The organism is Billgrantia gudaonensis (genome assembly GCF_900100195.1).
GTDB lineage: Bacteria > Pseudomonadota > Gammaproteobacteria > Pseudomonadales > Halomonadaceae > Halomonas > Halomonas gudaonensis.
Genome location: NZ_FNES01000002.1, coordinates 398,551 through 410,125, shown reverse-complemented (window position 1 = coordinate 410,125; position 11,575 = coordinate 398,551). Strand labels below are relative to the sequence as shown.

The 11,575-nt window shown below is 66.2% G+C and carries 10 protein-coding genes and 1 pseudogene; 3 read left to right on the top strand and 8 right to left on the bottom strand.

Annotated elements, in window-relative coordinates:
• A pseudogene (locus tag BLP96_RS03970) lies at positions 1-561 on the top strand (aldehyde dehydrogenase (NADP(+))); the annotation flags it as partial.
• A gap of 90 nt (positions 562-651) precedes the next feature.
• Here the strand turns inward: BLP96_RS03970 and uxuA are convergent.
• From uxuA to BLP96_RS03930, 8 genes are all read right to left on the bottom strand, one after another.
• Positions 652-1,827, bottom strand: a complete 1,176-nt coding sequence (gene uxuA / locus BLP96_RS03965) for a mannonate dehydratase (RefSeq protein WP_089683337.1) — start codon at positions 1,825-1,827, stop codon at positions 652-654.
• A gap of 15 nt (positions 1,828-1,842) precedes the next feature.
• Positions 1,843-3,333 (bottom strand): mannitol dehydrogenase family protein, encoded by a 1,491-nt coding sequence (locus BLP96_RS03960; protein ID WP_089683334.1) that lies wholly within the window; start codon positions 3,331-3,333, stop codon positions 1,843-1,845.
• Positions 3,334-3,343: 10 nt separating this feature from the next.
• The gene (gene manD, locus BLP96_RS03955) at positions 3,344-4,555 is read right to left on the bottom strand and encodes a D-mannonate dehydratase ManD (protein WP_089683331.1); all 1,212 of its coding nucleotides are present in this window, start codon (positions 4,553-4,555) and stop codon (positions 3,344-3,346) included.
• A gap of 37 nt (positions 4,556-4,592) precedes the next feature.
• Positions 4,593-6,014: a glucuronate isomerase gene (gene uxaC, locus BLP96_RS03950; RefSeq protein WP_089683328.1), complete on the bottom strand. Its 1,422-nt coding sequence runs from the start codon at positions 6,012-6,014 to the stop codon at positions 4,593-4,595.
• A gap of 31 nt (positions 6,015-6,045) precedes the next feature.
• Positions 6,046-7,335, bottom strand: a complete 1,290-nt coding sequence (locus BLP96_RS03945) for a TRAP transporter large permease (RefSeq protein ID WP_089683325.1) — start codon at positions 7,333-7,335, stop codon at positions 6,046-6,048.
• Positions 7,332-7,823, bottom strand: a complete 492-nt coding sequence (locus tag BLP96_RS03940) for a TRAP transporter small permease (RefSeq protein WP_089683322.1) — start codon at positions 7,821-7,823, stop codon at positions 7,332-7,334. The genes BLP96_RS03945 and BLP96_RS03940 overlap by 4 nt, the downstream gene beginning before the upstream one ends.
• Positions 7,824-7,914: 91 nt before the next feature.
• A complete protein-coding gene (locus tag BLP96_RS03935) occupies positions 7,915-8,874 on the bottom strand; it encodes a C4-dicarboxylate TRAP transporter substrate-binding protein (protein ID WP_089683320.1) in 960 nt (319 codons plus the stop codon).
• Between the two features lie 28 nt (positions 8,875-8,902).
• On the bottom strand, positions 8,903-9,655 hold the full coding sequence (locus BLP96_RS03930; RefSeq protein WP_089683391.1) for a GntR family transcriptional regulator: 753 nt from the start codon (positions 9,653-9,655) through the stop codon (positions 8,903-8,905).
• A 244-nt stretch (positions 9,656-9,899) separates the two neighbouring features.
• Between BLP96_RS03930 and BLP96_RS03925 the strand changes: the two genes are divergently transcribed.
• Both BLP96_RS03925 and BLP96_RS03920 read left to right on the top strand, forming a co-directional pair.
• Positions 9,900-10,649 carry an SDR family oxidoreductase gene (locus tag BLP96_RS03925; RefSeq protein ID WP_089683315.1) on the top strand — a complete coding sequence of 250 codons (750 nt, stop codon included), beginning with the start codon at positions 9,900-9,902 and terminating at the stop codon, positions 10,647-10,649.
• Positions 10,650-10,665: 16 nt separating this feature from the next.
• A complete protein-coding gene (locus BLP96_RS03920; protein WP_089683312.1) occupies positions 10,666-11,517 on the top strand; it encodes a fumarylacetoacetate hydrolase family protein in 852 nt (283 codons plus the stop codon).
• Positions 11,518-11,575: the final 58 nt, after the last annotated feature.

Here is an 11,575-nt window from a genome sequence, read left to right as displayed (position 1 = left end):
ATCCACGCCGCCTATGCGGACGCTGTCGGCGCCCTGGCGGGGCACGCCAAGGTGCGGGAAGTGGCCCGCGGTCAGGCGGGCGAGGGCCCGCATCAGTGCCAGGCGGCGCTGTTCGCGGCCCGTGCCGGTGACTTCCTCGCTGACGCGGCGCTCCACGCCGAGGCGTTCGGCGCCGCCTCGCTGATCGTCGAGTGCGACGACCTTGCCCAGATGCGCAGCGTGGCCGAAGCCCTGGAAGGCCAGCTCACCGCCACCCTGCAGATGGACGACGGCGATGCGCCAGCGGCCACCTCGCTGCTGCCGCTGCTCGAGCGCAAGGCGGGGCGGATTCTCGCCAACGGCTGGCCCACCGGCGTCGAAGTGTGCCACGCCATGGTCCACGGCGGGCCCTACCCGGCCACGTCCGACTCGCGCACCACCTCGGTGGGCAGCGCGGCGATCCACCGCTTCCTGCGCCCGGTGTGCTATCAGAACCTGCCCGGCGACCTGCTGCCCGAAGCGCTCAAGGACGGCAACCCGCTGGGCGTGAGTCGGCTGGTGGATGGCAAGCGGGAAAACTGACTCTCTCACGAGAGATGGCTCACTGCGCCAAGCCATAACGCAAGGCGGCTCCTTGGAGCCGCCTTCATCGATTCGGGTATGCCAAGGGCGTCAGGACAACCGACGCACCGCCCGTTCCACGCCGCGCAGCTCGGCGAGCCCCTTGAGGCGGCCGTAGAGCGGATAGCCCGGCGCCGTGCTGCGCTGCTGGTCGTCGAGGATATGGTGGCCGTGGTCGGGCCGTAGCGGCAGGCGCGGCCCACCCTCGCGCTCGCGGCGCCGCTCCTCGTCCACCAGTGCCTGGATCACCGCCACCATATCGACATCGCCGTCGAGGTGCGCTGCCTCATGAAAGCTGCGCGGATCGGACGCCTCGCGCTTCGTCGAACGCAGGTGGGCGAAATGGATCTTCGGTCCGAAGCGCCGCGCCATGGCGGCCAGGTCGATGTCGGCACGCACCCCGTAGGAGCCGGTGCACAGGGTCAGGCCGTTGGCCGGACTGGGCACGGCATCGAGCAGCCACTGTGCGTCGCCGGGCGTGGAGACCACCCGCGGCAGCCCCAGCAACGGCCGTGGCGGGTCGTCGGGATGAATCGCCAGCCGGATGCCCTCCGCCTCGGCCACCGGCACCACCGCTGCCAGGAAGTAGCGAAGATTCTCGCGCAGCCGTGCGGCATCGATGCCATCGTAGGCGGCCAGGGCCTGGCGGAACTGAGCCAGCGTATAGTGCTCCTCCGCTCCCGGCAGGCCGGCGATCAGCGTGTCGACCAGGGCGTCGCGACCGGCCGCGTCGAGGCCGTCGAGATAGGCCCGGGCCGCGGCCTGCTCGGCCTCGCTGTATTCGGCCGTGGCGTCGGGCCGGGCAAGCAGGTAGAGGTCGAAGGCGGCGAAGGCGGTCTGGTCGAAGCGCAGCGCCAACCCGCCCTCGGGCAGACGCCAGGCCAGGTCGGTGCGCGTCCAGTCGAGCACGGGCATGAAGTTGTAGCAGACGGTGTCGATGCCGCAGGCCGCCAGATTACGCAAGGTCTGGCAGTAGGTGTCGATCAAGCCGTCGCGCTCAGGGCGGCCCTGCTTGACTGCCTCGGGCACCGGCACGCTCTCCACTACCGACCAGCGGAGCCCGGCCGCCTCGATGAGCGCCTTGCGTTCGGCGATGGCCGCTACGGACCAGGCCCGGTCGTTGGGCTCCTCGTGCAGCGCGGTGACGATGCCGGTGGCCCCGGTCTGACGGATCTCGTCCAGGCGGATGGGGTCGGCGGGACCGAACCAGCGCCAGGTATGTTCCATGGGAAAGCTCCTCTGTCAGGCTCGCACCATCGCCGCCAAGGCGGCGTCGAGTCCCTGATCGACCAGGGTACGGTAGGCGGCAGTCACTGCATCGGCGAAACCCGGAGCCGCCGCCAGCGCCGGCGGCACGATGTCGTCCATGCCCAGGAAAGCAGCGACCAGCGCCGGGACATCGCCATCGTGCCAATCATGCAGCTCGGCGAAACGCCACGCCAGGGGGTCGTCCACCGGGTAGGCCTGGCCCTGGCGATCGCGGCCGGCGGTGTAGCGAATCCAGGCCGCCGTGCCCAGGGCCACGCAGGGCGCGGCCTCCCCCAGCCGGTAGCAGTGGCGAGCGCCCTCGAACCAGCGCTGCGGCAGCTTCTGGCTGCCATCCATGGCGATCTGGTGCAGGCGATGCTTGAGACTATCGTTGGAGAAACGCACCAGCAGCGACTCGGCGTAGGCAGCGACATCGGTACCCTCGGGCATGGCCAGCGTCGGCGCCGCTTCCTCCAGCATGTAGCGGTGCAGCAGAGCCCTCAGGTCGGGGCGACTCACGGCGTCGACCACCGTCTCGATGCCCTCCGGCGCTCCCAGATAGGCAAGCAGCGAGTGGCTACCGTTGAGCAAACGCAGCTTCATGGTCTCGAAGGGCGCCACGTCGTCGACCATTTCCACGCCGACCGTCTCCCAGTCGGGGCGGCCCTGGGGGAAGTCGTCCTCCACCACCCACTGGGCGAAGGTTTCGCACACCACCGCATTGGGGTCGTCGACCCCGAGTTCGGCCAGCCGCGCGAAATCCGCCTCGGTCATGGCCGGCACGATGCGGTCGACCATGCTGCACGGAAAGGCCACCGTGCGGGCGATCCAGTCGGCGAGCGCGGCATCGCGGTGCTTCGCCAGCTGCACCACGGCGGCCCGCGTGCGCTGGCCGTTGTTGGGCATGTTGTCGCAGGAGAGCACCGTGAAGGGTGGCAAGCCGAGGGCGCGACGCCGCGCCAGCGCCTCGACCAGGATGCCCGGCGCGGTGCACGGCGCCTGAGGCGTGGCGATGTCCGCAGCGACCATCGGATCCTCGCCGAGCAGCGAGCCGGTCGCCGGGTTGAGAAAATAGCCCTTCTCGGTGACGGTGAGGGTCACCAGGCGCACGTCCGTCGAAGTCAGGCGCACGAGCAGCGCTTCACGGTCGCGCCCCCAGCTCCCCTCGGTGTCGCTGCCGGCGTTCTTGTCTCGCCCCGTGAAGTGCGTCTCCTCGATCGCCCCGATCTCGCGCAGGGTCAGGTGCTCACGGTCGCGATACTCGGCCACGTGGTAGCGATGGCCGGCCTCGCGCAGGGCGTCGACCAGTGCCACCCCACCGCGCAGGTTGGCAGCACTCACCCCCCAGGCGCCGTCACCGCTGAGCTGGCGGTAGCGCTCCAGGTAGACCGCCTGGTGAGCGCGGTGAAAAGCGCCCAACCCCAGATGGACGATGCCGATGCGGCCGCTGGCCTTGGCACTGTGAATACGGATGACTTCAGACATGAGTTGCTCCTTACCAGTGCCAGAGCGTACCGTCTTCCAGCCGGTTGACCGGCAGGCTGGCGCGTTCGTAGGGATATTGCTCGGCCAGCGCCTCGTCGATGTCGACCCCATGCCCTGGCGCCTCACCGACCAGAAAGTGGCCGTCCTCGAAACGGTAGTCGTGGGGGAAGACCGCATCGGTCTCGGCGGTATGCGGCATGTGCTCCTGGATGCCGAAATTGGGTACCCAGGCATCGAAGTGAATCGCCGCGCCCAGGCACACCGGGGAAAGGTCGGTGGGGCCGTGAAAGCCGGTGCGCACGTGGTAGAGCCCGGCCAGGTCGGCGATGCGCCGCAGGTGGGTGATGCCGCCGCCGTGGGAGAGCGGCGTGCGGATGTAGTCGATCCACTGGTTCTCGAGCAGCTCGCGGTAGTCATGGATCGAGTTGAACACCTCCCCGACCGCCAAGGGCGTGGTGGTGTGCTGACGAATCAGGCGAAAGCTCTCCTGATTCTCGGCCGGCACGCAGTCCTCGAGCCAGAACAGGTGGTAGGGTTCGACCGCCTTGCCCAGGCGTGCCGCTTCGATGGGCGTCAGGCGATGGTGCACGTCATGCAGCACGTGAAGGTCGTCGCCGAAGCGCTCGCGCACCGCGGCAAACAGCTTGGGCACGTGATTGAGATACTTCTCGGTGCTCCACACATGCTCGGCGGGCAGTTCGGAATCCGCCGGCTCGTAGCGCTCGCCCTCGCGCTTGGCCACACCGTAGATGGTCGGGATGCCCGGCACGCCGGCCTGCACGCGCACCGCCCGATAGCCCATGTCGACGTGTTTCTCGACTTCATCGAGGCAGGCGTCGATGTCGCGCCCGGTGCAATGGGCGTAGGTCATCACCCGCTCGCGACTCTTGCCGCCCAGCAGCTGGTAGAGCGGCATGCCCGCGGCCTTGGCCTTGATGTCCCACAGCGCCAGATCCACCGCCGCGATGGCACACATGGTCACCGGCCCCCGCCGCCAGTAAGCACCGCGATAGAGATAGTGCCAGATGTCCTCGATACGACTGGCATCGCGGCCGATCAGCGCCGGGATCACGTGCTCCTCGAGGTAGGCCACCACGGCCAACTCGCGACCGTTAAGGGTGGCGTCGCCGATGCCGTAGGTGCCCGATTCGGTGACGATCTTGAGCGTGACGAAGTTGCGTCCCGGCGCGGTGACGATCACATAGGCGTCGCTGATTTTCATGGATGTTCCGTCGCAGTAAAAAGGGTTAGAGCCAAGTTCATCGCTCGAAGAGGTAGCGCTGCACGTTGTCGTAGCACACCGCCCGCACCAGCTCGCCGATGCGGTCGAGATCGCCCGGCAGTTCGCCGCGCTGGATCTGTGTACCGAGCATCTGGCAGAAGATGCGACGGAAGTAGTCGTGGCGAGAGAACGACAGCAGGCTGCGCGAATCGGTGAGCATGCCGACGAAGTGACGCAGCAGGCCGAACTGCATCTGCGTGGTGAGCTGACGCTCGATGCCGTCGCGCTGGTCGTTGAACCACCAGGCGGCGCCGAACTGCATCTTCCCGGGGATGCCGTCACCTTGAAACGAACCGACCAAGCTCGCGAGCATCTCGTTGTCGCGCGGATTGAGGTTGTAAACCACGGTGCGCGGCAATGCCCGGTCGCGATCGAGCGCATCGAATATCGCTGCCAGCGGCTCGGCATAGGTGACGTCACCGATGGCGTCGAAGCCGCTATTGGGTCCGATATCGGCCAGGCCCCTCTGACTCAGGCTGCGCAACGCACCGAGATGCAGCTGCATCACCCAGCCACGGCGGGCATATTCATGTCCCAGCCACAGCAGTACCGCGGTGGTGAAGCCAGCGTTCTCATCACCGTTGAGCATCTCACCGCGGCGGCGGCGGTCGAGTAGCCGGTCGAGTTCCGACACGCTCGGCGGTTCGACGAACGCCGGCCTCTCCAGGCTATGGTCGGAGAGACGGCAGCCGTGGGCGGCAAAGTGGTCGAGGCGTTGATGCAGCGCCGCTAGCAGATCCTCGAACCGGCGGATCTCGACACCGCTGGCGGTTTCGAGTGCCGCGAGGTAATCGACGAAGCCGGGCTGCTCGACCTTGAGCACCGCATCGGCGCGAAAGGTGGGCAGCATGATGGGCGCCGCACCGCTCTCGGCATGACGGCGATGCAGTTCCAACCCATCGACCGGATCGTCGGTGGTGCATACCGTGCGCACATCGAAGCGCTGAAGAATGCCCTGGGCACTGAGCTGGGGCGTGGCCAGTCGCTCACGGGCAGTGACCCAGACATCCTCGGCCGTGGCGGGCGAAAGCAGCGTATCCTCGATACCCAGCGGATGGCGCAGCTCCAGGTGGGTCCAGTGGTAGAGCGGATTGCCGAGGCAATCCGGTACGGTTTCCGCCCATGCCTGAAAGCGCTCGCGGTCGCTCGCGTCGCCGGTGATGCGCCGCTCGTCGATGCCGGCACAGCGCATTGCCCGCCACTTGTAATGATCGCCCTTGAGCCATAGCTCGGTGAGATTGTCGAACCGCACGTCATCGGCGATCTCCACCGGGCTCAAATGCGAGTGGTAGTCGCATATCGGCATGGCGGCGGCATGCTCGTGATAGAGCCGCCGTGCCGGCTCGTTCTCGAGCAGGAAGTCCGGCCCCATGAAAGCGATCTTGTCGTTGAAGGTCATGATTCGCTCCATCGTCATCGGCTGGCAGCGCTCAACCCATTAGCAGGTTGGGCAGGAACAGCACGAGATCGGGAAAGAAGATGATGCTCAGCACCACCGCGAACACCGCCAGGGCGAACGGCATCAGCTCGCGGCTGTAGTCGAAGAAGGAACAGCGCAGAATACCGCACACGGTATACATCGAGATGCCTACCGGCGGGGTCATGCCACCGAAGGTCACCAGGGTCATCATCAGCAGGCCGAAGTGCACCGGGTCGACACCCGCGGCCTTGATCACCGGCACCAGAATCGGCGTCAGCAGCATCACCACCACGGTGGCCTCGAGCAACATGCCGAGCAACACCAGCAGTACGGCCAGTGTCAGCAGCAGCGTGGCATGGCTGGAAAATACCCCCAACGTCAGCTCTGCAATGGTCTGCGGCACCTGCTCGAAGGAAACCACGTAACCGATGACCCCCGAGAACATGATGATCAGCATGATCATGCCGATGTCGCGCACGCTGGCATGCATGGCCAAGAGAATCTCGCGCACCCCCATTTCACGGTGGATCACGCAGCCCACTAGCAGAGCATAAGCAACCGCGAAGGCACCCGCTTCCGAGGGTGTGAACAGGCCATAGCGAATGCCCACCAGCAGCCACACCGGAAACAGCAGCGCCCAGATGCTGCTGCGCATAGCCTGGAGCACTTCGCGGCCCGAAGGCAGCCCTTCGCGTACCGGCGTGTAACCGCGTCGCCGGGCGACGAAATAGGTGGTCACCATCAGCGCCACCATCAGCAGGAAACCGGGCACCACACCGGCTATGAACAGACGCCCGATCGACACTTCCCCCAGGTAGCCGTATAGGATCAGGCCAATGCTGGGTGGGATGGTGGCGGTGATCAGCCCTCCGATGGAGAGCACCGCCCCCGAGAACCCAGGGCTGTAGCCCTCCTGTGTCATGCCCTGACCCAGAACCCGCGACTGCATGGCGGCATCGGCCACCGCCGACCCCGAAACGCCCCCCATCAGCGTACTGAGCACGATGCTGGCCTGAGCCAGACCGCCGCTCATCCAGCCCGCCAGGAGCGTCGAGAGGCGAATCAGTCGCGGCGTGATCCCGCTGGCATTCATCAGATGCCCGATGAAGATGAACAGCGGCACCGCCAGCAGCGGAAACGATTGAGTCGCCGAAACGATACGCTGCGCACCGATATTGATCGGCAGGAAGGTCTCGGGCAGCAAGAAATAGGTGAAGCCGGCAATGCCGATGGCGAAGGCCACGGGCATGCCGATGGCCATGAGCAGCAAGCCCAGGCCCAGCAAGAGAGCGGCCGTCATTGCGCCTCCTTCACGATGTCGTCGTCTGGTACCAGGCTCAGCACGACGCCCTTGGTCGCGATACGACGCACCAGTGAAAGAATCATCAGCAGGGCTCCCACCGGCAGCGCCAGGGTGATGTAGCCGTAACTCAGCCCGGCCACCCCCATCGGGCGCTGCCAGTTGGAGAACGCCAGCGGGAAGCCATACCACGCCAGCATCGCCAGGAACACCAGCATCAGTGACAGGCACGAGCCGGTGATCAACCGCTGCCAAGCGAGCGGTAGGCGCACCAGCAGAGCATCGATGCGCACCTGGCCGCCATGTCGCAGAGTGATGTCCGCTCCCAGCACCGCGGTCCAGATGAACAGAAACTGAGCGAACTCGGCACCGCCGGCGAACGGCTGGCCGATCGCCCGCGCCGTCGAACTTGCCAGCATGGTCAGGGAAGTGCCGCCGAGCAGGGCAATGGCCAGCCCAGCCTCGAGTCGGTCGTACCAGTACCACATAAGAGAAACCCTCTAACCAGGATACCGCCAGCACGAATGACCGCCATCGGGCAGCCAAGGCCCCGCCGCGCGAGCGGCAGGGCCGGCTGGCTTACTCTCCGGAGGTCAGCTGATCGCGGTACTGGTCATAGCCGAGCTCCTCGTAGACCCCGTCGACCCGCTCGCGGAAAAGCTCCGTATCGACTTCCGTGAAGGTCACTCCTTCGGCCTCCATCCGCTCGCGCACCGCGTCCTGAGCGTCGGCGGTGGCCTGGCTGGCTCTGTCTCCGGCACGGCGCAGTTCCTCGTCGAGGATGGTGCGCAGATCATCCGGCAGCGACTGATACCACTCTTCGGAGGTCGCCAGTCCAGTCATCAAGTGGATGTGACCGGTCAAGGCGATGTGGCTGATCACCTCATGCAGGTTCTGCCCCTCGGCGGCGGTCAGCTGCGCCTCGGCGCCATCGACCGCTTCCAGCTGCAGCGCGGAATAGACATCCGACCATGGCAGTGGAGTCGGCGTGGCCCCCATCGACTCGATGGTGCGCAGCCATACCGGCGAGTTGATGGTGCGCACCCGCACGCCATCCAGGTCTTCCGGGGTCTCGACCAGCTTCTGCGTCAACATGTGGCGCGAACCCTGGAACCAGTTGTAGTTGAGCAGGCGCAGACCGCTGCCCTCGGCAAGGCTCTCGACCCACTTCCGGTAGAGATCGGAAGAGGTGATGCGCTCGTAGTCCTCGTGGGACTCCACCAGATAAGGAGCGCTGAGAATGCCCAGTTCCTCCTGGTATTCGGAGAGTCGCCCGGCATCGATCAGCACCGCCGCATTGGCTCCGCTTCGGATCTGTTCGACTACGTCTTCATCGGAACCGAGCTGGCTACTGGGGAAAACGCGTACCGTGAGTTCGCCATCGGAACGTTCGGCTATCCTTTCGCTCGCCTCCTCCATGGCCTGGACGATGGGATCCTGGGAACTCAACGCCGAAGAAAGACTGAGCCGATAAGCGGCATGGGCGACGTTGGCACCAACGGCCAAGACCAACGCCGTTACGAGTGCTGTTTTCTTCATTGTGATCCTCCTGACGTGCATGTTGTGGTTATTGCGTCTTTCTGCGTGGTGACGTGCCGTCTAGCGGGACAGCACCGGGAGAGCCATCGAACATGGCAGGGAAACGACGCACCAGGTCGGGCAGGGAAGCGAGGATTTCGCGCAAATGCAGGCGCATGGCCTCGTCGGCCGCCTCCGCGTCGCGCTGCTCGATGGCCGCGACGATGGCAGCGTGCTGATCGATGAGCCGGGCGAGGGGAGTGGTGTCGGGCACGCTGAGGTAGCGGACTCGATCCAGTTGCGCTCGCACCTCCTCGACCACTTTCCAGGCTGCTTGCTGCTCCACCCCCAGAGAAAGGGTGCGATGAAAGAGTTCATCGAGCCGGTAGAAGCGGTCATGGTCGCGGGGCTCGATGCAGCGTCGCTGGCGCTCCAGCAGATCGTGCAACTCGGTCAGCGTGTTCTCCGCCACGCCCTGGCTGGCCGCCTGCCGCACCACGGCCACCTCGATGGCCTCACGAACGAAGCGCGCCTCGAGCACGGCCTTCTGGGAGATCCGCACGACGTATGTGCCGCGCTGAGGACGCACCTCCACCAACCCCGCCTCCGACAGCCGGATGAAAGCCTCGCGCACCGGCTGGCGGCTCACCGAAAAGGCATCGGCCAGTTCCTTTTCCGACAATGCCTGGCCCGGGGCCAGCACCATGCGGATGATCGACTGACGCAGCACGCGATACAGCCGCTGGCGAACCGAGCCGTCGTCACGCGCTTCCTGCCACAGAGCTTGCAAGGGGGTTGTCATGGGCATCTGCCTCCATCCCGTTACCGCCAGGCCTGAACATACTAGTATGGTAGTATGGCAAAGGCCGATAGGCGCTTAGACTTTGGTTGAAACAAAAAACGAGGGCGCACGGCCACCTTTCACCGATGTTGGCAAGCCATGGGAACTGCGCCATACTCGTGCATATCGTCAGGCTAGTATCCTGTCATACCAGATGCTCCGAGAGGGCATCCGGCAACGACAACAACAATCGCCCGGAGCTGCCATGCGACTGCACGACAAGACGGCCCTGATCACCGCCGCCGGCCAGGGCATCGGCCGCGCCGCCGCCCTGCGCTTCGCCGCCGAAGGCGCGCGGGTCATCGCCACCGATATCGACGACGAGAAGCTGCAGGATCTCGGCGACGCCAAGGGCATCGAGACCCGCCGTCTGGACGTTCTCGACGCCCCGGCCGTGGAGGCCCTGGCCAGCGAGCTGCCACCGCTCGACGTGCTCTTCAACTGTGCCGGCTTCGTGGCCGGCGGCTCGCTGCTCACCGGCTCGGATGCCGACTGGGAGCTGTCGCTGGCGCTCAACGTCACGGCCATGGCGCGCCTGACCCGTGCCCTGCTGCCGGCCATGATCGAGCACGGCGGTGGCAGCATCATCAACATGGCTTCGGTGGCCTCGAGCCTGAAGGGCGTGCCCAACCGCTGCGCCTACGGCACCACCAAGGCGGCGGTGATCGGCCTGACCAAGTCGATCGCCGCCGACTTCATCGACCGCGGCATCCGCTGCAATGCCATCTGCCCCGGCACCGTGGACTCCCCTTCGCTGCGCCAGCGCATCCGCGACCAGGCCCACCAGCAGGGGCGCGCCGAGGACGAGGTGCGGGCCGAATTCCTGGCCCGCCAGCCGCTGGGACGGCTCGGCACGCCGGAAGAGATCGCCGCCCTGGCCACTTACCTGGCCGCCGATGAGTCCGCCTACACTACCGGCACCGCCCAGGTCATCGACGGCGGCTGGCTGACCTGAACCGCAAGGAGATCCCATGAAACTGTTGCGCTTCGGCCCCAAGGGGCACGAGAAACCCGGTCTGCTCGACGCCGATGGCGTGATCCGCGACCTTTCCGCCCACCTCGACGACCTGGCCGGCTCCCACCTGAACCGCGAGTCGCTGACCCGGCTGTCCGAGCTCGACCCTTCACGCCTCCCAGAGGTTCCGGCCGACACCCGTCTCGGCCCCTGCGTGGGTCGAGTCGGCAAGTTCATCTGCATCGGCCTGAACTACTCCGACCATGCCGCCGAAACCGGCGCCCAGGTGCCGCCCGAGCCGGTGGTCTTCAACAAGTGGACCAGTGCCATCTGCGGGCCGAACGACGACGTCATCATCCCCCGCGACTCCTCCAGCACCGACTGGGAAGTGGAACTCGGCGTGGTGATCGGCAAGGAGGCGCGCTATGTGAGCGAGGCCGAGGCCATGGAACACGTGGCCGGCTACTGCGTGGTCAACGACGTCTCGGAGCGGGAATTCCAGCTCCATCGCAGCGGCACCTGGGACAAGGGCAAGGGTTGCGATACCTTCGGCCCCCTGGGCCCCTGGCTGGTGACCCCGGACGAGATCGCCGATCCCCACGGCCTCGACCTCTGGCTGGAGGTGGACGGCCAGCGCTACCAGAATGGCAACACCCGCACCATGGTCTATCGGGTGCCCTTCCTGATCAGCTACCTGAGCCGCTTCATGAGTCTGCAGCCGGGCGACGTCATTTCCACCGGCACGCCCCCGGGGGTCGGCATGGGCCAGCAACCGCCGACCTATCTAAAGCCCGGCCAGCGGATGCGACTGGGCATCGAGGGGCTCGGCGAACAGCAGCAGGATGTCGTCGCCGAACCCGACCGCTGACCGGCGTTCATCATGCGACAGGCAACGCTCGAAACCGTTTCCCCTGGACACGCTCTCC

What these genes read in the sequence shown, in the direction of transcription:
- uxaC (WP_089683328.1), bottom strand. Translation starts at nt 6,014, where the DNA reads ATGACCTTCAACGACAAGATCGCTTTCATGGGGCCGGACTTCCTGCTC.
- BLP96_RS03940 (WP_089683322.1), bottom strand. Translation starts at nt 7,823, where the DNA reads ATGTGGTACTGGTACGACCGACTCGAGGCTGGGCTGGCCATTGCCCTG.
- BLP96_RS03930 (WP_089683391.1), bottom strand. Translation starts at nt 9,655, where the DNA reads ATGACAACCCCCTTGCAAGCTCTGTGGCAGGAAGCGCGTGACGACGGC.
- BLP96_RS03920 (WP_089683312.1), top strand. Translation starts at nt 10,666, where the DNA reads ATGAAACTGTTGCGCTTCGGCCCCAAGGGGCACGAGAAACCCGGTCTG.
- BLP96_RS03960 (WP_089683334.1), bottom strand. Translation starts at nt 3,333, where the DNA reads ATGTCTGAAGTCATCCGTATTCACAGTGCCAAGGCCAGCGGCCGCATC.
- manD (WP_089683331.1), bottom strand. Translation starts at nt 4,555, where the DNA reads ATGAAAATCAGCGACGCCTATGTGATCGTCACCGCGCCGGGACGCAAC.
- uxuA (WP_089683337.1), bottom strand. Translation starts at nt 1,827, where the DNA reads ATGGAACATACCTGGCGCTGGTTCGGTCCCGCCGACCCCATCCGCCTG.
- BLP96_RS03945 (WP_089683325.1), bottom strand. Translation starts at nt 7,335, where the DNA reads ATGACGGCCGCTCTCTTGCTGGGCCTGGGCTTGCTGCTCATGGCCATC.
- BLP96_RS03925 (WP_089683315.1), top strand. Translation starts at nt 9,900, where the DNA reads ATGCGACTGCACGACAAGACGGCCCTGATCACCGCCGCCGGCCAGGGC.
- BLP96_RS03935 (WP_089683320.1), bottom strand. Translation starts at nt 8,874, where the DNA reads ATGAAGAAAACAGCACTCGTAACGGCGTTGGTCTTGGCCGTTGGTGCC.